This window comes from Anabaena sp. CCY 9613, from assembly GCF_963920895.1.
Taxonomy (GTDB): domain Bacteria; phylum Cyanobacteriota; class Cyanobacteriia; order Cyanobacteriales; family Nostocaceae; genus Cyanocohniella.
This window is the reverse complement of record NZ_CAWUDE010000001.1, coordinates 1-22995: the sequence shown is the minus strand read 5'-3', so window position 1 is coordinate 22995 and position 22995 is coordinate 1. Positions and strand designations below refer to the sequence as shown.

19 protein-coding genes are annotated in these 22995 nt (G+C 38.4%); 8 read left to right on the top strand and 11 right to left on the bottom strand.

Annotated elements, in window-relative coordinates:
* Positions 1-161: 161 nt before the first annotated feature.
* From ACM0OT_RS00095 to ACM0OT_RS00065, 7 genes are all read left to right on the top strand, one after another.
* Positions 162-2108, top strand: coding sequence for an AbiA family abortive infection protein (locus ACM0OT_RS00095; RefSeq protein ID WP_414562221.1), 1947 nt, complete (start codon positions 162-164; stop codon positions 2106-2108).
* A 67-nt stretch (positions 2109-2175) separates the two neighbouring features.
* Positions 2176-2505 (top strand): YlcI/YnfO family protein, encoded by a 330-nt coding sequence (locus ACM0OT_RS00090; protein ID WP_414561672.1) that lies wholly within the window; start codon positions 2176-2178, stop codon positions 2503-2505.
* A 349-nt stretch (positions 2506-2854) separates the two neighbouring features.
* Positions 2855-3181 carry a type II toxin-antitoxin system YhaV family toxin gene (locus tag ACM0OT_RS00085; RefSeq protein WP_414561670.1) on the top strand — a complete coding sequence of 109 codons (327 nt, stop codon included), beginning with the start codon at positions 2855-2857 and terminating at the stop codon, positions 3179-3181.
* A 196-nt stretch (positions 3182-3377) separates the two neighbouring features.
* Complete coding sequence (locus ACM0OT_RS00080; RefSeq protein WP_414561668.1) at positions 3378-5885, top strand: FG-GAP-like repeat-containing protein; 2508 nt, start codon at positions 3378-3380, stop codon at positions 5883-5885.
* 474 nt (positions 5886-6359) lie between these two features.
* The gene (locus ACM0OT_RS00075) at positions 6360-7106 is read left to right on the top strand and encodes a peptidylprolyl isomerase (RefSeq protein WP_414562220.1); all 747 of its coding nucleotides are present in this window, start codon (positions 6360-6362) and stop codon (positions 7104-7106) included.
* Between the two features lie 59 nt (positions 7107-7165).
* Positions 7166-10159 carry a peptidase domain-containing ABC transporter gene (locus tag ACM0OT_RS00070; RefSeq protein ID WP_414561666.1) on the top strand — a complete coding sequence of 998 codons (2994 nt, stop codon included), beginning with the start codon at positions 7166-7168 and terminating at the stop codon, positions 10157-10159.
* Positions 10160-10195: 36 nt separating this feature from the next.
* Positions 10196-11788, top strand: a complete 1593-nt coding sequence (locus tag ACM0OT_RS00065) for an HlyD family efflux transporter periplasmic adaptor subunit (RefSeq protein ID WP_414561664.1) — start codon at positions 10196-10198, stop codon at positions 11786-11788.
* Between the two features lie 62 nt (positions 11789-11850).
* Here ACM0OT_RS00065 and crtW read toward each other — a convergent pair whose 3' ends face one another.
* The 11 genes from crtW to ACM0OT_RS00010 form a co-directional block, all read right to left on the bottom strand.
* Complete coding sequence (crtW, locus tag ACM0OT_RS00060; RefSeq protein WP_414561662.1) at positions 11851-12630, bottom strand: beta-carotene ketolase CrtW; 780 nt, start codon at positions 12628-12630, stop codon at positions 11851-11853.
* A gap of 484 nt (positions 12631-13114) precedes the next feature.
* Positions 13115-13564: an SRPBCC family protein gene (locus ACM0OT_RS00055; RefSeq protein WP_414561660.1), complete on the bottom strand. Its 450-nt coding sequence runs from the start codon at positions 13562-13564 to the stop codon at positions 13115-13117.
* A 20-nt stretch (positions 13565-13584) separates the two neighbouring features.
* The gene (locus tag ACM0OT_RS00050) at positions 13585-13773 is read right to left on the bottom strand and encodes a CPXCG motif-containing cysteine-rich protein (protein ID WP_414542763.1); all 189 of its coding nucleotides are present in this window, start codon (positions 13771-13773) and stop codon (positions 13585-13587) included.
* 31 nt (positions 13774-13804) lie between these two features.
* Entirely contained in the window at positions 13805-15439 is a 1635-nt protein-coding gene (locus tag ACM0OT_RS00045) for a B12-binding domain-containing radical SAM protein (RefSeq protein ID WP_414561658.1), read from the bottom strand.
* 21 nt (positions 15440-15460) lie between these two features.
* The gene (locus tag ACM0OT_RS00040) at positions 15461-15715 is read right to left on the bottom strand and encodes a SemiSWEET transporter (protein WP_414561656.1); all 255 of its coding nucleotides are present in this window, start codon (positions 15713-15715) and stop codon (positions 15461-15463) included.
* Positions 15716-15923: 208 nt separating this feature from the next.
* Positions 15924-16385 (bottom strand): hypothetical protein, encoded by a 462-nt coding sequence (locus tag ACM0OT_RS00035; protein ID WP_414561655.1) that lies wholly within the window; start codon positions 16383-16385, stop codon positions 15924-15926.
* 4 nt (positions 16386-16389) lie between these two features.
* Positions 16390-17115, bottom strand: a complete 726-nt coding sequence (locus ACM0OT_RS00030; RefSeq protein WP_414561653.1) for a hypothetical protein — start codon at positions 17113-17115, stop codon at positions 16390-16392.
* Positions 17116-17258: 143 nt separating this feature from the next.
* A complete protein-coding gene (locus ACM0OT_RS00025) occupies positions 17259-17699 on the bottom strand; it encodes a DUF29 domain-containing protein (RefSeq protein WP_414561651.1) in 441 nt (146 codons plus the stop codon).
* A 14-nt stretch (positions 17700-17713) separates the two neighbouring features.
* Positions 17714-18802, bottom strand: coding sequence for a chorismate synthase (gene aroC, locus ACM0OT_RS00020; RefSeq protein WP_414561649.1), 1089 nt, complete (start codon positions 18800-18802; stop codon positions 17714-17716).
* A 134-nt stretch (positions 18803-18936) separates the two neighbouring features.
* Positions 18937-19845, bottom strand: a complete 909-nt coding sequence (locus ACM0OT_RS00015) for a bestrophin family protein (protein WP_414561647.1) — start codon at positions 19843-19845, stop codon at positions 18937-18939.
* A gap of 99 nt (positions 19846-19944) precedes the next feature.
* A complete protein-coding gene (locus ACM0OT_RS00010) occupies positions 19945-21252 on the bottom strand; it encodes a glutamate-5-semialdehyde dehydrogenase (RefSeq protein ID WP_414561645.1) in 1308 nt (435 codons plus the stop codon).
* Positions 21253-21467: 215 nt separating this feature from the next.
* Between ACM0OT_RS00010 and ACM0OT_RS00005 the strand changes: the two genes are divergently transcribed.
* Entirely contained in the window at positions 21468-22946 is a 1479-nt protein-coding gene (locus tag ACM0OT_RS00005) for a M48 family metalloprotease (RefSeq protein ID WP_414561643.1), read from the top strand.
* Positions 22947-22995: the final 49 nt, after the last annotated feature.

Genomic DNA, 22995 nt, shown 5'->3' with positions numbered 1-22995 from the left:
TCAACTGAAAAGTACAGATGGAAAACGTAGCTAATGTTGGAAAATTGTAGACAAGTGGTGATTTTTAGAGATTGTCCACTAATTATATATATTTCTTAGTAAAGAATGCATTGTAAAGTGGGTATTTTAGATAAGGTACTATTTTTGCAAAAATCATAGTGATGAATAACAGCAGTAAAACACAACTTGGCTACTTCATAAATTTTGACCTTTGGAAAGACGCTTTGGATCTTCTTAACTTTCAGATTAAGCAAAAAGAAAACAATAGACATTTTAATACTATGAGCATGTTTTACTATGAAAAACTTGATAAAAAATGCCTGAATCAGGCGGCACAAGAATACTTCAATATCAAAATATCTAGCAGTCTTTTTTATGGGTTAAAGAAAGAATTTTCCGTTTTTTCATATGTGATGCCAAAGCCAGGTCTTGGGCTAAGAGATTACAAATTTTTTACTTACCCGATGAGGATAGTTTACTACGCTGTTGGTCTTTATTTACTTAAGCTAACACAAGAATTTTTGATTGAGACTCATAAGAAAGTTGAAAGTATTGAATCCTTTTATGGAGGAAATCTTAACTATAAGTCCGGAAAACTTCAAATCTCATCTAAAAATATCTACTATCGTAGCTTTCATGAAAAATTCAAATTAAGAATAAAAGAAGAAACTAAAATAGGAATCGAAGACAAGTTAGTTTTAAAACTTGACATTGAAAATTACTTTAATGAATTATCAATTGCGAGACTACTCAATCTTCTAAGTCGTTTTATTAAACCTAGTATTCAGGCGAACTTGGCTTATGATGTTTTTACGAGGGAACAAATTATTTTTTTGTTCCAATTTATTTCAAATGGAAAGTCTGGCATACCTCAATCAGACAATAATATTATTTCTAGTTTTATTGGATATATTTATTTGGTTTTTGGGGATTTATTTATAGATGACATACTCATAAATTATCAAAATATTATTAAATCATATAAAATTATTAGATATACTGATGATATATACATATCTATAATGTTTAACCATAATATTAATCAAAAATCTCAAGGTTTGTTTATTCATTCTATATCTTCTCAAATTGCTGAGGTTTTATATAGTCAACTTGGTCTTAAGCTTAATTTAAAAACCCGGCTCTATCGGTTATCAAAAAAAGAAGAAAAAGAAGAACTTCTCAAAAATATCCGTAAATCATCTCCAAGTGATGAATATTTTAGTGATATTCAAGAGTGTGAAGAAGAAAGACAGGAAAATGACCTAACTGCTGAAACACCACAAGATAAACTAGAAAAAATATTTAAAGAACTAAGAAAAATAAAGAAATCTAGGGTAGAAGATTATTTTATTAGAGGTAGTTCAGCACGAGAAGAAATATTTCAAGAAGTGTTTGATAAGAGTGTTGAACAAATCTTGAATAAACCGGAAAACAAAAGAAAAATCAAACTAATTTTCAAAAAATTTAATTTTGATTTAGTAAAAATTCAACCACTTGAAATATTAATTATTTTGCTAACTGATGAGACCTCGACTAATGAATTTAGAAAATTTTGCTTAGATAAAAATATTATTACTACTGGTGATGCTGATTTGATTATCAAGTTACTATGCCAAACAAATTTCCATGATCAAGAACTTATTCAAAAACTTAAACAAAATTTTCATATGAAAAATATTATCGATATATTCTTGAGTACAAATCTTAATTGTGATAAACCTGGATATTATAATCTCGCTTGTATACAAATTAAAAAATTGTCAGAAATGCCTGATGTTTTAGAACAGACTAGGCTACGAATTTTAAACGAGAGAAGTACATCTTATTCAGTGGCTCTCAATCATTTAGTTAATGAAATTCATGCTGTTTGCATCAAACAAGAGAAGGCGAATAAAAAAAGTTATGATGTCAATGATGTAGTCAATTTTTTGCAGTCAAAAGGCATCCAACACGAAACATGCATAAAAGTAAGAAACTTGTTTGATCGGAGAAACTCTAATCGTGTTTCTCATCCTAGCTCTGATAGAAGCCTTGCTTGGGAAGTTACAAAAGAAGAATATCTAGATTACTATGAGCATGTAGGACGATGTTTATATTTTCTTTTATGAAGGTTTGTTTATGTAACATTAGGCGTTTTTATTTAGTTACCCAATTGGCACTTGAAGAAAGCTAACTATGAGTCGATTAACACTTCGATTACCAGAAACACTACACCAGCAGTTAATTCACTTAGCTGAGAGTGAAGGAGTTTCCTTAAATCAGTACATTGTTTATGCCTTAACTCGTCAAGTTACCCTAGCCTATACAATTCAAACAACACCTGTAGAAGAAATTAATCAACAACAGCAAGTTTTTCAGGCTTTACTAAAAGAGTTGGGACAAGCATCACCGTCTGAGGTAAAGGCAGTCTTGGATAAACGAGAAATGGTTCAGCCAGAAGAAGAACTAAGCCCTGAGATTGTTGCCCGTTTTCAGCAGCGTATCCGTAATGCTTCCAAAGCTTGAGATTGTTAGTGACGAGTGCTAACAAGTCGCTCCACTGGAACGCCGCAATTGCGATCGCAAATCTTGTAGGGGGCGTTAATAAGTTTATGCTAAATCAATATTGAACACCTGATGATTGGTTCGGTGCGTTGTTAAAAGATCAAGCGAACTGACAAGTCAGCGCAAGCGATCGCACTACCAAACACTTCTGGAATTGCAGTCAACCCCCAATTTGTTGGTTTAGTGAGTTACTTCTTTAAAGCATTATGGTCAAGCGATAGATGAACCACTGGTGATTAATGGGTGGAACATATTTGCCCATTCTCTTTTCCTCAACTAGTTTGAAGAACTTTTAACTCAGGTTGAGCATTTGCGTCAGAAGTATCCTCAAGATCCAACACGTAGTGATTACCGTCAAGGCACTACACTTGGAGCCGATTACAAGCACTGGTTTAGAGCTAAATTTTTTCAGCAGTACCGATTGTTTTTTCGATATCACCAAGAAAGCAAAATTATTGTTTTCGCTTGGGTTAACGATGAGAACTCTAAGCGAGCCTATGAAAGTAATATAGACGCTTATCGAGTTTTTCAGAAAATGCTTGAAAGTGATCACCCTCCAGACGATTGGAATGACTTACTTAAAGAGTCAAGACAAGAAACTAATCGTTTAGAGAAAGCAGTTAACACAGAAATTTAAATGATTAAGGACAACGGGGATTTTGACTTATTAGTTATTGGTTGATGGCGATCGCCTGTAAATCGCATCTCAGTATATTAACTGGGGCTATTTAAGGGATTTACACAATAAGCTAGGTGGTACATTCCTCTGCTAAACATCCTGAAATGTCATCATCAACAGGTGTGAGGAAGCCTATACATTCATCCCAAAAATCATGAGCTTATCATTTACGAATGCCAAAAATTTTACCGTCGGGACAAATCCCTCGTTGGTCACAGTAGAAGACTTTGACGGTGATGGCAAGCTGGACTTGGTAGTAGTGAATCCTGAGTCGAACAATGTATCAGTTTTATTGAATGATGGTAATGATGGCTTTGGGACTGCGACTAACTTCACAGTCGGCACATCTCCCTCGTTTGTTACAGTGGCAGACTTCAACGGTGATGGCAAGCTTGATTTAGCTGTGGTCAATTCTGAGTCTAACGACGTATCAGTGCTATTAAACAATGGTAATGGTGGCTTTGGTACTGCTACTAATTTTACCGTTGGCACAAAACCCACTTCTGTGGTTGTGGGTGACTTCAATCGCAACGGCCAACTTGACTTGGCAGTGGTCAATACTGATTCAGTGTCAGTGTTATTGAATGATGGTAATGGTGGCTTTGGTGCTGCTACTGATTTCAGTGTCGAAACGTCTCCTACTTTTATTACAGCAGCAGATTTCGACGGTGATGGCCAACTGGATTTGGTAGTGGCTAACTCTGATTCAAATACAGTCTCAGTATTGTTGAACGATGGTAATGGTGGCTTTGGTGCTGCTACTAGTTTTGCCGTGGGGACAAAACCCACGTCTTTAGTTGTGGGCGACTTCAACAGTAATGGCAAACTTGACTTAGCCGTAGTTAATGCTGAGTCTAATAATGTCTCGGTACTTTTGAATGATGGTCATGGTGACTTTGGTGCTGCTACTAATTTTGCCGTCGGTACAAAACCCACTTCTTTAGTCATGGCCGACCTCAACTATGATGGCAAACTTGACTTAGCTGTAGTCAATGCTGAGTCTAATAATGTCTCGGTACTATTGAATGATGGTCATGGTGACTTTGGTACTGCTACTAATTTTGCCGTGGGGACAAAACCCACTTCCTTGGTTGTGACCGACTTTAACCATGATGGTAAATCTGATTTGGTAGTGGCTAATTCTGATGCTGATACAGTGTCGGTACTTTTAAATAAAGGTGATGGTAGTTTTGACACGGCGACTGATTTCGTTGTAGGCAAAAAACCCACTTCTGTAGTCGTAGCAGACTTCAACCATGATGGTAAATCTGACTTGGTAGTTACTAACTCTGATGCTGATACAGTTTCCTTGCTGCTGCGTAACTCTGCACCTCTAGATGTGGTATTTACTAACACCACAGTAGATGATGATGACACAGTGGTTGGTATTTTTAAAACTTTTGATCTCACCAAAAACGAAAAGCATGTCTACAGCTTAGTGGTGGGTGCTGGCGACACAGATAATGATATTTTCATTATCGAGGAAAATAAATTAAAACTTAAATCTACTGCCACTAAATCGACTTACAATGTCCGCATCCGTACTACAGATAGTAGTGGACTCTTCTTTGATAAGGATTTAACCGTCAACGTCAATAACTTTAACAGTGCCATTGTTCTTGGTCAGGCGACAACCATTGTTCAGCTAGTTAATATTACGGAGAATATCTTTAACGTCAAAAGTAAAATTAAAGGTAATAAAGCCAAAATTTCCATCAAAATTAAAGGTGGCAAACCCAAAGGTGTCAACGAAATTGGTGTATTTGTAGTTGATGATGCCCAAGGTACCATTGATGGTATTGCTCCTGGTGAGGTAGGTTATGCAGAAGTTGCACTCAAGCGCTCTAAAGTAGTTTTATCTGCCATTGCTAAAGCGCCTAAAGGTTTCAATATTGCTGATTTATCTAACTTGCTAGAATTTGATTCCGATGCTCAACTAAGATTTTACATGGTACGCAACAGTACTACTAATGCTGTAATCACTGGTAAAACTTCATTTTCTCAGGTGATATTTTCCTCCGAAACCAACGTTACAGTAGAAAGCCTAGTTGATGAAAGCTTCTCTTTAACTTGGAAAGGGGCTTCTAATGATGGCAGTGATTTGGTATTGAACATTAAGGAAACCAATGAAGATGTGCCTTTGGGTACCGGGCTACAAGGCAAATTTCAAGGCGAAGTCATTGATTTACGCCAGGTGACCACTGAAGTGAAAGCTGAGTTTATCGTCAACCGAGAAGCAGCATTCAATAATTTTATTGGCTTCTGTCAAGTTGCTGATGAAGATGGTGGTATTGATATCGACGGTGATGGAATTGTTGACGTGCGTCCAGGGGATGCTGGTTATGTAAAAGCAGCCATAACCAATCGTGTCCAAGGCATTGATTTAAAGGTGAATAATCAAGGTAAGGCCAATTTTAATGGGGTCTTTAAAGCTGGCTTTATGTTTGCACCATTTATTATTTCTAACACGACCGTGGAGGCAGTTTTAAGCAGTAATGCAGAAAATCTGTCAGTGTTTTTCCCCTACTTAGGCGCTAACCCAGGCGGAGTGAATCATATTCGTCTGTTAGCAAATAATGTCTTTGGCTTTGAGGATCAAGTAGGTGGGGGCGATCTCGACTACAACGATATGATTGTCCAAGTTAATCTAACGATCGCCTGATCTACAGGTCCTTGTATCAACACGCTTAGAGTTATCTTATTTTACAGTAGGTACAAGGAGCGGGCAACAAAAATAACTGTTACCTGCTCCTTTTTCCTGTATAAATTATTACTGCATACATGTAGTGTTGATTAGTATCTCTAATAATGAAGGATTGTTATATTTTGTTGATTTATAGTGAAAACAGGGAGAATTTTAAGTATAATTACAGAGATAAATTGGCAAATAAAAATATAAAATCAATAAAATTTAGTCTGTATTGCGAAAAAATTATCAAGGCTAATCAGTAAAAAAGTTGAAGATATTCACTTATAATTACGTGAATCGAGTATAAAGCTACTATGTAATATTAAATGCAAAGAATGAAATAACATACAAGTCTCTAAATTTAACCAATCCATAATCTTTTCTCAAAAAAATTACCCTATCTTCTTGAGAGAAATAACTGTCGTGGCAATACAAATTAAAAGTAATATGATGCCAGTCCTGCAAGTAGGCGATCGCCAGCTGACTGCTACAGAAGTTTTACCATTGCTGGCAAAATACCAAATGCTGCCGATGTTAATCAAAGAGGTAGTGCTTGACCAAGCGATCGCACCGATTCAATGTACGCCCCAAGAAGAGAAATTTGCTTGTGAACAGTTAGCGCAACAATATCAAATCACCTCTAGTGAGATGCATCAGCGTTGGCTGGAGCAGAATAATTTAAGCGCAGAGGAATTTGACGCGATCGCCATTCGCCAATTTAAAATCGAAAAATTCAAGCAACTCACTTGGGGTGAAGATTTAGATTCTTACTTTTTACAGCGCAAACCCCAACTAGAGCGCGTTGTCTATTCTCTCATTAGAACCACTGACATTGGCATTGCTCAAGAAATCTATTTCCGTCTGCAAGCAGGGGAACAATCCTTTGCTGAATTAGCCAGAGAATATTCTCAAGGGCCAGAAGCACAAACAAATGGTTTAGTCGGCCCGGTGGAATTACAATCCATCCATCCGGTTTTAGGCAGAATATTGGCTAGCAGCCAGCCACAGCAACTGTTACCACCAACTCAATTAGAAAACTGGATAGTCATTGTCCGCCTCGAAAAACTGCTGCTAACACAGTTGGATAATGCCCTACGTCAACGTTTACTCAATGAACGTTTTCATAGTTGGCTACAAGCACAAATTTCCGAGCAGAACTGCCAAATTAAATATCTAGAATATGCAACTGTATAAGCATATTAAATCTGACATTACTCATAAATAAATCTAACTTTATATCTACCAATCAGGGAATGACTTATATTACAAGTTCCTTTCAAGAATTTATTGCCAACCTAGAGGGATTTGAGCATCTACCAAATGCTGAAATAACTAATTTATCTAAACAATTGCAAGCTTGGCGCTACCGTATAGGTCAAAAAATTATTGGCAAAGATAAACTCCCCGAACACATAACCATTCTTTATGAAGGAAAAGTGCGGTTATTGGGATATGACCCCCAAACGCAAATACCCAATACCTTAAAATTGCTACAACCAGGGGAAACTATTGGCGAAATCAGTATATTACGGGATGTTGCCTGTGAAACTGCGATCGCTTCTACCGAAGTAATATGTTTAAGCATAAATCAAACTGAATATCTCCGCCTGTTGGCTGCTTATCCAGAGTTCGCCAATGCACGCCTCAACCATAGTCATTTGATGGAAGTTTTTGATGTTTTGAGTTCTCACATTCAAAAACAAGCTAATACCATCAATAACTTGAAAGAACTGACTGAACAAGCTTTATTAAACGCCAAAATACATTACCTAAATCCAGGTATCACTTCATACAATCAATTGGATAGTCAAAGTATTTGGTTTGTCAGTGGCGGTGGTACAGTCAAAAATTTTGCCCCTGGTTCTCGTTTAATCATGGGTGAATCGTTTGAGGTTAAGGGTACAAAGCCTACTCGTTTGCTTGGTTTATCTCCAGCAGATTTATGCTTTTTAGATACTCAGCCAGAGTCGCCTTCTGTAAATCATCAAGCAACTTTTACAGATGAGTTAGAGATTCCCTACGCATCTGAAGCCGAAGTTTTTCCCTCCGAAATTCCCACACCCAAAAATCAACACAAACATCAAAACTATCCATTTTTTCGCGGTAAAGGAGAAGTAAACTCAACCTTTGCTTGTTTACAAATGGTAACGAAACACTTGCAAATTCCCTTTCGAAAAGAGGTAGTTCGACGTATATTAAATGAGCAAATTAAACGCCAGGGTAGTATATCTTTTCCCGCTTGTGCTTATATAGGAGAGTTAATCGGACTCAAAACTCAGTTAGTAGATTTACCTGCTGCGGCTATTACACGCATTCCTACACCAGCACTCATTCGCTATGGCGATAGTTATGCAGTTTTATATGCAGCCGATGCTCATACTATTGTTGCTGGCGTTCCATCCCAAGGAATTATTCGCTGTAAACCAGGGGAATTTGTTGCTCGATTAGATGTTGATGAAAATAATCTCCCGCCACAAATCAAGGTACTATTACTAAACACTACCAAAGAAACACCACAAGAACGCTTTGGTATCCAATGGTTTGTTCCCTATCTATCCAAGCATCGCCGAGTTTTAATAGAAGTTTTTATCGCTTCGTTTTTTGTACAGTTAGCCCAGCTAGCTAACCCCCTAGTCATTCAGTTAATTATTGATAAAGTTATCGTCCAAAATAGCATTAGCACCCTGAATGTTTTAGGAGTTTTGCTATTAGCAGTAGGTATATTTGAGGCGTTACTTACTACATTACGGACTTATTTGTTCGTTGATACCACCAACCGCATTGATATGGGTTTGGGGTCACAAATTATCGACCACTTACTACGTCTGCCACTACGATATTTTGAACGCCGACCAGTAGGTGAATTGGCTACTCGCATCAATGAATTAGAAAATATCCGTCAGTTTCTGACTGGTACTGCCTTAACAGTGGTCTTAGATGCAGTATTTTCGGTAATCTATATTGTTGTCATGCTGTTTTATAGTTGGCAGCTAACTTTAGTAGGTTTAGGCACAATTCCTATATTTGTCGTTATTACCTTAATTGCTTCTCCAACGATTAGCAAACAATTACGAACCAAAGCAGAACGTAATGCCCACACTCAATCCTATTTAGTTGAAGTGATGTCGGGTATTCAAACAGTAAAAGCGCAAAATATTGAACTGCAATCACGTTTTTCCTGGCAAGAACGTTATTCTCGGTATGTAGCGGCTGGTTTTAAAACCGTAATTACTTCCACCCTGGCTAACTCTACAAGTAACTTTTTGAATAAACTCAGTAGCTTGTTAGTTTTGTGGCTGGGTTCTTATTTAGTACTGCAAGGACAACTAACTTTAGGTGAATTAATTGCCTTTAGAATTATTTCAGGTTACGTTACTAGTCCCATATTACGCTTGGCTCAACTGTGGCAAAGCTTCCAAGAAACAGCTTTATCGTTAGAACGTTTAAGCGATATTGTCGATACACCACAAGAAGCAGAAATTGACCGTCAAAATATTCCTTTACCAGCAATTGACGGCGCAGTTAAGTTTGACAATGTTTCCTTTAGATTTGCTGCTAGTGGTTCCTTACAACTTTCTAATGTCAACCTGGATTTTGCTCCTGGAAAATTTATTGGCATCGTCGGACAAAGTGGATCAGGTAAAAGTACCATGATGAAGTTACTGCTGAGACTTTACGAAGTCGAGTCAGGCAGAATTTTAATTGATGGTTACGATATTGCCAAAGTTGAACTATATTCGCTGCGGCGACAGGTGGGTGTAGTTCCCCAAGAAACCTTATTATTTGACGGTACTGTGCAGGAAAATATTGCCCTGACAAATCCTGAAGCTACCACCGACGAAATTATCGAAGCTGCTCGTATTGCGGCGGCTCACGAGTTTATTATGTCCTTACCCAACGGCTATAACACTAGGGTAGGAGAACGGGGTGCAGCGCTTTCAGGTGGACAAAGACAAAGAATTGCCATCGCCCGTTCTGTTTTACAACGACCAAAGTTATTAGTTTTAGACGAAGCTACCAGCGCCTTAGACTATCCTACAGAACGACAAGTTTGTCTGAATTTAGCTAAAGGTTTTCAAGGTAACACAGTCTTCTTTATTACCCACCGACTCAACACTGTCAGCCATGCAGATATGATTGTTGTCATGGATGGTGGCAGAGTCATAGAACAAGGAAGTCATCAAGAATTAATGGCTGCCAAAGGTCATTATTTTTATCTGTATCAACAACAAGAAGTTAATTTGTAACTGATACGTAATTTTCTATCCCTAACATAAATTATTATGACTCTACTTAATGGCAATAGCCGCAATGGCCATAACGGTAACGGTAACGGAAACGGTAAGCATGATCAAAAAATCACAACAGTAGATGCACAAACACCTGCTGCCAAAACTCCTCCAGCATCTTTAAATCGTACTAACTATACTAATTTTGATCAATCAGTTGTACTCCGCCAATCTCCTGTTTGGTCACGCACAATTATGATGACCTTAGTTGGCTTGGCTTGTTTTGGCATTACGTGGGCTTGTTTTGCGAAAATTGAGCAAGTTGTCCCGGCTACTGGTCAATTAAAGCCCGAAGGAACAATCAAAGAAGTTCAAGCACCAGTTAGTGGAGTTGTGAAAACAATTCACGTTAAAGATGGTCAACAAGTCCAACCCGGAGATTTGTTGCTAACATTTGAAACCGTTGCTAGCAATGCCCAACTAGATTCCTTAAACAAAATTCGCGCCGCATTAACTGAAGAAAACCAGATTTATCGGCGAATCATGGCAGACAATTCTACTACATTATCAGAAGTGGGCTTTTTGGCGAATCAATTACCACCAAATGCTAGCTTTCTTTTAAAAAGTAGAACAGCATTAATTCAAGAGAATGAGTTGTTACGTGCCGAATTAAAAAACTCTAATCAAGCTTTAGATTTAGGAATTGACGAACAGCAACGTCTGCAAATAGCTAAAAATGAATTAGATTCTCGGTCTGCTGCGGCCCAGTTAGAAGTAGAAAAAACCAAAAAACAACTTGCTCAAGCGCAGGTAAAAAGTAATGATACCAAAGCGAGTTTAGCTATTCAGCAGCATATTTTAGATAAACTCACCGTTTTAGCTGAAGAAGGTGGCATTTCTCAACTTCAATATCTTAATCAGCAACAACAGGTACAAAACCTCGCGGCCGAGATAGCACAATTAGATGAAGAACAGCAGCGTCTACAATTAGATATTGAAAAAGGACGGCAGGAATTAAAAAATACAGTGGCTGTTTCCGGTAAAAATATTTTAGAAAGGATATCTGATAATAAAAGACGTATTGCCGAAATTGATAGCCAATTTATGAAAATTGTGCTGAATAACGAGCAAAATTTAGCAGATTTAAATAGTAAGATTTCTCAAGCTCAATTGAATTTACAATATCAAGAAATTCATGCTCCTGTGGCGGGAGTGATATTTGATTTACAAGCTAAAAATACTGGATTTGTGGCTAACTCTAGTCAAAAACTGCTACAAATTGTCCCCCATGATAAATTCATCGCTGAGGTATTTATTACCAATAAAGATATTGGTTTTGTTCGGGAAGGCATGAAGACAGATGTGAGAATTGATTCTTTTCCTTTTAGCCAATTTGGGGATATTAAAGGACAAGTAATCAGCATAGGCTCAGACGCATTACCACCAGATGAAACGCATAAGTTTTATCGCTTCCCCGCTACTATTAGTTTGGATAAACAACACCTAGATATTCAGGGAAGAAATATCTCTTTGCAGTCAGGAATGTCAATTGTTGCCAATATTAAGATACGTGAAGAACGTACAGTTATGAGTTTATTCACTGAGATGTTTACCAAGCAAGTAGACAGTTTGAAAGAGGTACGTTAGCTATGGTGTCAAAGTGCTGTCTCCCCAACGCACTGGACCCTTTTGACTTCCGCGCAGCGTTACTAGTCTCTAGTTTCTAGTCTCTGTTTCCTATAAATTTCAGGTAGTTGCCACCAAGGAATATGAGGGTATTCGTGATGTTCTTTATGGTAGCCAAAATGATAGCAAGTAATAAATGACCACCAAATTGGACGGTTGATAGTTTCCGCATGATGAGGACTGATATATCCATTTATTGGCTCCCGATGGGGGAGAAAAGTTCCAAAATAAAATAATTGTAATGAACTTAAAAGTGCAGGAATTACCCAAAAGTAATTTAAATTAGCCATTGGTATATGTAATATACACCTTGCCATATTATAAATAATTGTGATGCCAACCATTTGGCGCCAACTCCAGTAACGCTTCATGAAATAAAAATACCAAGCAAAAAAACTTTTATGTTTACCATCGTGAAAATCTGGGTCTGTCGTAGTGGCTGGATTGTGATGATGTGACCAATGCTTTTTTAAGAGTTTTGAATAAGATAAGAAACCATAAAGAGTTACACTTAATGAGCCAATAAAATGATTAATTTTGATATTTTGGGGGAAAACTACCCCATGCATAGCATCATGAGCAGTAATAAATAATCCTGTAGATAAAAATGTTTGGCCAAAAATGATAGTTAATAACATCCAAAACTGAAATTTGGCAATGTCAATAGTTAATAAAAAAAACAAGCTCATAGCCCATAAAAACATAATGGCTATAGCTATAAAAAGCCCCCCCAAGGAAATATATCTTTCTACTACTGGAGTAGTTTTTATTTGATGTTTATATGGTTGTTGTAACTGAATCACGCTTTTACTCCGCGTATTATTATAGTCAAGGTAAAATACACTAATCACTAGTCAGAGAATTTTGTAGTGATTAGTGTTTTGTCATAGATAGCACTTATGTTCTTAATAAAAATATATAAATATTAAGATACTTTAACTATTATTACACATGCTATTACCTTTTCAGTTAACATATCAATTAATGTAACTAAAAATACAGCTAAATATTGTATTTATAGCTAGTAGTCTCATTTAAGAATTTATACTTGCCATTATTTCCCTCAATAGCATAGTTCTCAGTCCACTGAAGTAGACTTCCGGTATTAGCGAATGGCACTTATTTGTTGTCACTATGTGGGGATGTAAGGACTGATATGACACTATATATAGTATTTTCCTGGACATTTAATGCTATCTATCTCTAGTGCATAGGTAAGCAAGTCTAAAGGATGAAATCTTCGAGTGAAAATCATATTTGACTTGCAAACACCCGCTGAGACAGTATTTATCGTGACTCACACTCGCGTTTAGTCACATGGTGACGGTAGCGAAACATCGCTTCTAATTGTGCCTTAACTAACCAACCACTGATAAATTCAACTGTGTCTCCACCTGGCATTGAGAAAGTAACAGCATCAGTGAGCCTGGTTTTACCATTTTCCGGGGCAAATTCGTGTCGATGTACCCAAGAGTCAAAAGGGCCAGATATCTGTTCGTCAATAAACAGGCGATTTGGTTCACATTCAGTGTGACGTGCTAACCAAGTTAAAGGTAAAGGCCCTAAAAATAGGCGAAATTCGGTAATAGCGCTCACTTCCAGTCCTCCTTCACGGCGGACTACTTGAACTGGTTGCCAAGGTGGGTTCAGTAGTTGCAAAATATCCGGTCTTTCGTGAAATTTCCAAACTACTTCGGGTGGCGCATTAATCACTGAAGAATGTTGAAAGTGCAGCATGGAAAGTAAAACGTAAAAATTTAACCTTCAGACTCAGTATCAATCTCGATATCTAGGGTATCTTCATCAACCCGCACATATAAAATATTTGGATTACAGCACACTTGACAATCTTCTACATAAGATTGCTGACAACCAGCACTCAAATCGATAAAGGTTAAGTTCGGTTCGCCGCAATAAGCACAGTAATACTCAGCAGTGGTTTGCATTGAGGTAATTCGTAGTTCGTAGTTCGTAATTTTAATTGGTTAATGGTTGTAGTTGTTTGGTTGATGGCAAGCTATCAGCCAAGTGCTTCAGTAGTGTAGACTGTGGCAGAGGCCCTTGCAAGTGATTCCAAGGTAAGATTTGCTCGGTTGACCAATTGGCGTGGACGTAAAATTCTAAGTCGGGGATTTGTCCTTTGAGTTGTTTGAAAGCACGTTTGTAGCTACCCAAGGAATCACCAAATTCACGGGTTAATTCTAGTAGTTGGGAAAGTCGGCGATCGCCTCTGGATATCAAAGCCTGTATAATCGACCAATTATAGCTTTCTGGGCGAAACTCGATGCCCTGAGGTTTGAGTCTTTTCTGTAAAAATTGCAACCTCTTTTCGGCTTGGCGATTGACTCCGAACCATTGAAATGGTGTGTGGGCTTTGGGTACAAAGGTGCTGCATCCCAGTGTTAACCGTAGTCCTGGTGCGGCTTTTTTGATACTCAGCATCATGTCTACGGTTTGTTGTAAATCTTCTGGTTCCTCACCGGGGATTCCAGCCATACCATAGAGTTTGAGACTTTTTAAGCCGCCAGCTTTGGCATTTATCGCTGCTTGGATGATTTCATCGTTATGCAGCTTTTTGTTGATGATTTGGCGGAGTTTTTCGGAACCACTTTCTACAGCAATGGTAAGCGATCGCGTGTCTCTTTTTGCCAAAGTTTCGGCAAGCTGCACAGTTACAGTATTGGTTCGCACTGAGGCAATACTCAGACGGACATCATCGTATTTTGGCTGACTAATATAATTTAGTAACGCCTCAAACTCTGGATGCTGCGTCACAGAAGCCCCCAATAACCCCAGTCGCTTGGTTACTTCTAAGCCTTTTTCAATGGCGGGAATCAAAGAACCTTCTAGACTGGCTGTTCTAAAAGGTAACGTGAGATAACTCGCCATACAGAAGCGGCACATTTCTGGACAACTCCGCACCACTTCCACCATGTAAATATTTTCCCAGGCAGCTTTTTCTGTGACTACAGTTGATGTTGATAGGGTATTTCCCCGATAGGTTTGTTTTTGCACAACTGCGGGTATTTCTGGAAAAATCGGTTTAATTGACTTTAATTCCCCATCTTTGGTGTGATATTCCACTTCATACAAACTAGGAACATAAATTCCGGGGACTTGCGCCAGTGCTTTGAGTTGAGTTTGTCGAGAAGCGTTTCTGACTTCCTTGTACGCCTCAATAAAGTTCGGCAGTAGATTTTCCCCATCACCTAGTAAAATGACATCAAAAAAGTCGGCAAAAGGTTCAGGGTTAGCAGTCAGCACCGGGCCGCCACCAAATACTAGGGGATGATTTTCAGTACGTAAGTTAGCCCAAATGGGAATTTCTAGAGATTCCAGTAAATTTAAAATATTTACATAATCGAGTTCCCAAGAAATAGAAAATCCCACAATTTCCGGATTTCTGGGAAGTTGTTCTTGAATATCGGTAAATAAGCGACTTACCTGCACATCATCACGCATGGCTAAAGTTGCCCACACCACCTGATAGCCAAGGCTAGTAATCCCTACAGTGTACTCATTGGGAAAGGCAAAAATTAGCGGGATAGCATCGTTGTTGGGGGTTGTGGGGGTGAATAAGAGGCGTTCAGAGGCAAATAGAGATGATGTCACAGGTATTTATTAGGAGCAAGTTTATCTATATTTAATTTTAAGCCATAGAATTATCAGGTTAAAAAACAAAGTCACACCATTAGCAAGAATAATCGGCAAAGATTTAAGATATATTCCATAAATTAACCATAAAAAAAGACCACTCATAAATGTAATCAACATGACATAAGAGACATCTTTTGCTGATTTTGTTTGCCATGTTTTAAACATTTGGGGCAAAAAGGCACTAGTTGTTAAAGTGGCGGCACATAATCCTAATAGCGTGATAAAATCCATATTTAAGGATTTATATTGAGTTGTAATATTTAATATATAGCAATTATTTCTCAACTTTAAAATTACTTTTTCAATAAACCGCCAAACCAAAAAAGAAAAATAATATAATTTTTAGTGGTATTGAGCTATGCAATAAACTGTCTCATTATTAGCTTATTCCTCATGAAATTTTGTAAATTGTTATATTTGAATAAATTGAGCTGCTTTTTCATTCAGGTAAGGCATCCAACTGTACTATTTTAGCTTGCAATATATTCAAAATCTTTTCATTTAATTCTGCTCTTCTTGGATCTTTTACATATAAATTTTCTACCAAAGTGGCTAATTGTGGATGTTTTACTTTTAAACTTTCTGCTAAATAATTATAAAGTTCTAAAAGTTTTTGATTATTTTCTGGCTGATTCAGTAGCTCATTACAAGCTATCAAAGTATCAAAAGCAAATTGATAATTTTGCTGTTCACAATGATGATAAAAAGCATCAACATAATCTGTTAAATCGTCTTCCCAATCCAAATTTTCTAACCAGTCCCCTTCTATATCCTCAACATAAAGATGAATATAGTCTGAACCATAAGTTTGTTTATCAATCTGCAATTGTTGGGATGCTTGTAAATAGTTGCCATCTACTTCAGAGGTTGACTGATTATAAATGTTGATATTCTGATTCATAATTTTATCCAGGAAATTCCCTAACAGCAATAAAACTAGCGGGGCGATCTCTGCTTTCTTCTAGAATAGCATCTGCTAACCTCAACAGATTGTCTTGAGTATTCACTTGAGTATCATGAGCAACCAGTAAAGCTCGTTTAATACTCCAACATGATAGAGTATTGTTCCATCTTTGCTGCTTATTCAGAAAATCAGGATTACGTTGTCCATCTCGTAAGTTAGGAATACCTGTAAGCTGAACAAAAACAGGCTCGTATGTGCTAGGAACATGACTCACTAGTAAATCTGTTGCCATTGAGAAATCTAGAATATAACGATGTGAAGCGCTTCCGTTAGACCTAGCATTAATTTGTTGAGTTAGAGCAAGAATTAGATTTTCATCAGTACCACTATAATTTTGTTGTAATAATTGTTCTATCCAGTAAGAAAATTTGGGGTCTTCCTGACTCAACCAATTAGGCAAAATTACTCTGTACCAATAATACTCGGTAAAGGATAGATTTTTTTGCTGACAAAATTTTTCAACTTCTGTTTGAGATAAATTTAAAATGGGTTTTATCTCATATATATAAGTTTGAATATCGTAATAAAATTCATTGAGAAATTCTATTAAAAATAGTTTCTTATCCAGAAGTTCATTCTTATATCTTAATAGTGTAGTTACAATTTCATTGATTTTAGATGCCAGCTTAGGTTCTATGAATAAAGCTTTCTTTTTCAGAAGTTGCAACCTGGGCTTAATCTCGCTTGCCTGTAGTTTAATCCTGTGTGTGGCCAAGTAAAATCTCCACTAAGGGTTACTTGGCTAATTCTATACCATTATCAAAAAAGGAATATTGAAAAATATAATTCCCATCTAAATTTTGACATAGTTTAAACTAAGAAATTGGGGTCAAGAATTTGCTCAATTGTAAACGGACATTCAGCAGGAAATATCTCTATTGATTTTTGAGTTTCTTTAGCTGCGTCTCGACAAGCACGACGGTAGTATTTTTGTCTCCACATTGGATTGTGAAGATAACGCTGCAAACTGGGAGTATCTTCTAAGCAATCTTGAATTTTGTCTCTACAGTTGTTAAGGGTATGATCCCAGCTTTTGGTTCGGCGTTCTGGCTGATACTGGCATTTGAGTAAGTGCATTAACAGTACTTGTAAATAGCTACCAAGTTCTTTTTGTTCACTGCGCCCCAACGCCTCTAGTTCCTCTACCAAGTGTTCAATGTCTAACTCAGCCCAATGTCCCTTTTTCAACAACTCGGCTTGTTGTTGCGTCCATAACAGAAAGTCTTGTTCATAACCCGTTTCTTGAGTCATCCTAAAATTACGAATTACAACACTCGACACTGGCCATGATGACGCAATAAATGGTCACACAATATTAAAGCTACCATAGCTTCAACCATTGGGACTGCACGAGGTAATACACAAGGATCATGCCGTCCTTTGGCAGCTAATAAGGTTTCTTCACCTTCATTAGTAACTGTTTTTTGCTCTTTTCTAATTGTGGCTGTGGGCTTAAAGGCAACTCTTAAAATTATATTTTCTCCGTTGGAAATTCCCCCTTGAATACCGCCAGAACGATTAGTTACGGTGCGAATTTCTCCGTTTTCATCAATATAAAATTCGTCGTTATGTTCAATTCCTGTTAATAGTGTGCCGGCAAAACCTGAACCAATTTCAAAGCCTTTGCTAGCTGGGAGAGACATGACTCCTTTGGCAATATCAGCTTCTAATTTATCAAAGACTGGTTCACCTAAACCTTTGGGGACATTCCGCGCTACGCATTCCACTACACCACCGATGGAGTCACCTTGTCTGCCAGTTTGCTCAATTAATTCAATCATGCGATCGCTACATTCGGCATCGGGACAGCGGACAATATTACTTTCGACTTGTTCTAAGGTGACGGTGTTGGGATCTATTACGCCTTCTAAGTCTTTGATGCGCTTGACGTAACCGATAATTTCCACGTTGGCAATTTGACGGAGAATTTTTTTAGCGATCGCACCTGCGGCGACTCTACCTATTGTCTCACGTGCTGACGATCTACCGCCACCTTGCCAATTACGAATGCCATATTTAGCATCATAGGTTGCATCTGCGTGGGATGGGCGATACTTTTGGGCCATCTCGTCGTAGTCTTGGGGACGGGTGTCTTTGTTTCGCACCATAATAGCTATGGGTGTTCCCAAGGTTTTACCTTCAAATACCCCAGACAGTATTTCGCAAGTATCGGCTTCTTTGCGTGGTGTGGTGATTTTGCTTTGTCCTGGCCTTCTTCTGTCTAACTCTACTTGAATTTCTGCTGCGGAGATTTCCAGTTGGGGAGGACAGCCATCAATTATCACCCCCACACCGCCGCCGTGGGACTCGCCAAATGTAGTGATGCGAAATAAATATCCGAAAGTATTGCCCATGATCTTGCAAAAAATGAGTGAGGCTTATGTATTGTACCGAAAGTTATCACTTAAGAAAATGACAAGTTTTTCGGTTATCTTGATTTTGAGAACTAACCGCCAAGACGCCAAGGACGCCAAGGAAGAAAGGAGTTTTAGGAATTTCTGAGGCTGGGTAAATCTGTAGTAATTACATCTTCTAGGTTGTTGACTAATTTATGGCAAATTTCATCTACTGGTAAATCGTTGGGTTCAATTCCGAAGGGGTTTTCTATTTGATTACCAATTTCTTCTACGCCTAGCAAAATGAAACTAATTATGGCGACGATGGGGGCTGTCCACCAATTCAAGTTGGCTACAAGTTGTAATGGTAGGATTAGACAGTATATTAATAAAACTCGTTTGAGATATATTGTATAAGCTGGTGGTATCGGTGTTGTTAAGATGCGATCGCACCCGATAAACCCTTCTACCATGTTATCTAATTTGGCGTTCATTTCTACTAATTCAAATGTAGTGAGGCGATTTTGTATTTGCTGTTGTTTGAGATAATTGCCAATCCATAAGGCAATTTTTAAGGAGGGATTTTTTGCATCTTTAAGTTCTAAATATTGTGATGGTGTCAGTAAGGTTTCTAGTTCTTTGTTGACTGGCATCCGGCGCAGGTGTAATTTAGTAGCAATGGAAAATGCACTTAATAATTTAATGGCTGCTGCTTTACTTTCTTGAACAAAAGGTTCATTTTCGGCAACTAATAGCCTAATCTTTCTGCCTAAATTCAGACTATTAATAATTATATTTCCCAAAATTTGTCTTCCTTCCCAATATCTACTATAAGCAGTATTGGTGCGAAATACCATTAATAAACCTAAGACCAAGTTATAAGCAACATTACTAATTACACTTCCAAAAATCTGCTGTGGTAAATCATAGCCGTAGTGATGAATGATTGATACAATCAATCCTAGTCCAGTACATAAACTTAGCCGGGGAAAGATAGCTGGAACTACGGAACCTTTGATTTGTAAAGCCACTTGCAACCAACTTGGTTTTTCAACAGTCATCCAAAATTCTCATACTAGTTTGCGTCCAAAAAAGGAAATGGAGGAGATGAGAAAAATTGGTCATAAGTTTCATGTCCTCAACCCCACTCCCTACTCCCATCACACTAAATCTTGATGAGTAAATGATTTAGCATTTCCCCCGGTGTATGTAGCGACAATATGACCATCACCAGTCATTTGATATTTGTAGGTTACCAATCCTTCTAAACCCACTGGACCACGGGGAGGCATTTGTTGAGTACTAATTCCTACTTCTGCACCGAAACCATAACGGAAACCATCAGCGAAGCGGGTAGAACAATTATGAAATACTCCGGCAGCATTGACAAGTCCAAAGAAGGTTTCTACAGCCGCTAAATCTTCGGTGATAATGCCATCGGTATGCCGTGAACCATATTCATTAATATGAGCGATCGCCTCTTCTATTGATTCTACAATTTTCATGGATAAAATCAAATCGCTGTATTCTGTTTCCCAGTCTGTTACTGTGGCAGGGGCGATATGAGGTAAAATTTCTAAGGTGCGTTGATCACCTTTTAATGCTACATCCACAGCTTGCAAAGCTTCAGCAACTTTTGGTAAAAATTCTGCGGCTATGGATTGGTGAATTAATAAAGTTTCAATGGCGTTACAAGCTGCGGCATATTGAATTTTCGCATCAACGGTAACTTTAATAGCCTTAGCAATATCAGCAGCTTTATCTATATATAAGTGACAAATTCCGTCGGCGTGTCCTAATACGGGAATACGAGTATTATCCTGGACAAATTGCACAAATGAGTTGGAACCTCTAGGAATAATTAAGTCTACATATTTATCTAAATTTAAAAGTTCTCTAGTTTCTTCTCTAGTTGTTAGCAACTGCACCACATCAGGGCTAACTTCAGTGTGAGACAATCCTTGCTTAATCGCTTTCACTATGGCTTCACAAGAACGAATGGCTTCCTTACCACCTTTGAGGATAACACCATTACCTGATTTAATAGCCAGAGAAACAATTTGAATTGCTGCTTCTGGACGGGCTTCAAAAATAATCCCCAACACACCTAAAGGACAAGTAATGCGCTTGAGAGTTAAACCTGTATCGATTTCGCGGTGAATTTGCACCTGACCTACAGGATCAGCTAGTTTACCAACATCTCGCACTCCTGCGATCGCATCTCTTAATTTATGTTCATCCAACTGCAAGCGTTTATACAGTGGTTTGGCAATACCTTCAGCCGCCGCCCCTTGACAATCAGCGATATTTGCCTGCAAAATCTCATTTTGGGATGATTCTAAAGCTTGAGCGATCGCTTCGATAGCTTGATTTTTCGCATCAGTGGAGAGAATTGCCAACTTACTAGCAGCTTGACGTGTTTTTTGGGCGATGGCAATCAGAGAAGAAGTATCTTGAAGAACAGTCATGTGACAAAATCGGCTTTTTCCCCATCCTACCAATCTTAGTTAATCATTAGTCATTCTCCCCATCTCCCAAGTCTTCCTTTAGTAGTCAATACAAAAGCTTTTTCTCAAGCCCTAAAATTAATTTATACTTGTAAAGTTTCCGTAATTGCGATGACAAGCGGTGGATCTATTGAGTATTGATGGATCAAATACTACTCCTTTACACAGGAGATACTATGTCATTGCAATCTGGATTAGAAGCCTTTCAACAAGGATGTTATCAAGAAGCGGTGGAAATCCTCGAACGATTCAGCCGCAATTGTGTTGATCACGATTCCTCTGATTATCTTTCAGCGCAGATGTGGTTGATGAAAGCTTATCAAGCCACAGAGCAAACCGAAAAAGCGACGCTGCTATGTCAAAAGTTAATGGCGAGTGAAAACCCCAAGGTTCGCCAATGGGCAGAAACAGCCAGTCAATCTTTATCTCAGTCAGTCAACCAGCCTAGCACCATGCAAAAAGCTGGACGTGCTGCTACTGCTGGAGTCAAAGTAGCGATGGGGGGTGTGGGTGGTAGTTTGGCGTTAGCCTCTGGTGTCACCATGACCTTGCTGTTTGGCATGGTGTTGGTATTAGGTTTGAGCTTAGTATTAATTGTGGGTAGTAACAATCCACTCCAAGGGTTAGCGATCGCTATTGTTTTTACCTTAGTTTTTAATACGGCTGCCTTTTTCCTGTCTCCCTTTCTCATGGACTTAACCCAAGGCTGGCTTTACAAAACTCGCTGGGTAGAGTTAGCAGAAGTGGAAAGTCTCAGCCCAGAGACAGCCAAAGTTATTCGTCAAGTCTGCCAAGAAAAAAATCTCAAGGCTCCGCGTCTGGGAATCATTAACGACCAAAACCCCACTGCTTTTACGTATGGTTCTTTACCAAATAGTGCGCGGTTAGTGGTCAGCCAGGGACTTTTCACTTATCTAGATGATAATGAAATTGCTACCGTCTACGCTCATGAATTAGGACACATAGTTCATTGGGACTTTGCCGTGATGACAGTAGCTTCTACATTAGTACAAATTTGCTACCTGATTTACATTACAGCCAGAAGATTGGGACGTGGTGGCGGCGATAACAAAATCAAAGATGCTATGCAAACAGCTGGTTTTGTTGCCTACGTGTTTTATGTTCTCGGCACTTATTTATTACTGTATCTTTCACGTACCAGGGAATACTTTGCTGACCACTTTGCCGCAGAAACCACAGGTAATCCCAATGGATTATCTCGCGCTTTGGTGAAGATTGCCTACGGTATTTTAGAAGAAGGAGCGCGATCGCCTGAACCTAGTCGGTTAATTGAAGGTACTCGCGCCTTAGGTATTTATGACCATAAAGCCGCATCTTCCACCGGAACAGCCTATCGAGTTGCATCTGATACCCAAAAAATTGGTCGCGTCTTTTTGTGGGATATGTTCAACCCTTGGGGCTGGTGGATGGAGTTAAATTCTACTCATCCCTTGACTGGTAAACGCGTCCGTGCGCTTAGTACCTATGCCGAACAGTTAGGTTTACCCACCGAGTTCGATATGGGAAAAGTCATAGGAGAAGGCAAAACACTGAATAAGCATAAGCTTTACGGCAATTTCTTGTTAGACATAGTGTTATACGGTGCGGAAACCATTGGTGTTGTAGGAGGCTTTGTCATTGGTTTCATTTTATAAAAAATAGCGGGAAGCTGAAAACCACCATCCTTGTAGGTGGTGGATGAAA

Coding starts and splice junctions, on each gene's coding strand:
- ACM0OT_RS00015 (WP_414561647.1), bottom strand. CDS start 19,845: ATGACTGTTGAAAAACCAAGTTGGTTGCAAGTGGCTTTACAAATCAAA.
- ACM0OT_RS00010 (WP_414561645.1), bottom strand. CDS start 21,252: ATGACTGTTCTTCAAGATACTTCTTCTCTGATTGCCATCGCCCAAAAA.
- ACM0OT_RS00050 (WP_414542763.1), bottom strand. CDS start 13,773: ATGCAAACCACTGCTGAGTATTACTGTGCTTATTGCGGCGAACCGAAC.
- ACM0OT_RS00095 (WP_414562221.1), top strand. CDS start 162: ATGAATAACAGCAGTAAAACACAACTTGGCTACTTCATAAATTTTGAC.
- ACM0OT_RS00040 (WP_414561656.1), bottom strand. CDS start 15,715: ATGGATTTTATCACGCTATTAGGATTATGTGCCGCCACTTTAACAACT.
- ACM0OT_RS00075 (WP_414562220.1), top strand. CDS start 6,360: ATGATGCCAGTCCTGCAAGTAGGCGATCGCCAGCTGACTGCTACAGAA.
- aroC (WP_414561649.1), bottom strand. CDS start 18,802: ATGGGCAATACTTTCGGATATTTATTTCGCATCACTACATTTGGCGAG.
- ACM0OT_RS00065 (WP_414561664.1), top strand. CDS start 10,196: ATGACTCTACTTAATGGCAATAGCCGCAATGGCCATAACGGTAACGGT.
- ACM0OT_RS00025 (WP_414561651.1), bottom strand. CDS start 17,699: ATGACTCAAGAAACGGGTTATGAACAAGACTTTCTGTTATGGACGCAA.
- ACM0OT_RS00080 (WP_414561668.1), top strand. CDS start 3,378: ATGAGCTTATCATTTACGAATGCCAAAAATTTTACCGTCGGGACAAAT.
- ACM0OT_RS00055 (WP_414561660.1), bottom strand. CDS start 13,564: ATGCTGCACTTTCAACATTCTTCAGTGATTAATGCGCCACCCGAAGTA.
- ACM0OT_RS00005 (WP_414561643.1), top strand. CDS start 21,468: ATGTCATTGCAATCTGGATTAGAAGCCTTTCAACAAGGATGTTATCAA.
- ACM0OT_RS00070 (WP_414561666.1), top strand. CDS start 7,166: ATGACTTATATTACAAGTTCCTTTCAAGAATTTATTGCCAACCTAGAG.
- ACM0OT_RS00035 (WP_414561655.1), bottom strand. CDS start 16,385: ATGAATCAGAATATCAACATTTATAATCAGTCAACCTCTGAAGTAGAT.
- ACM0OT_RS00090 (WP_414561672.1), top strand. CDS start 2,176: ATGAGTCGATTAACACTTCGATTACCAGAAACACTACACCAGCAGTTA.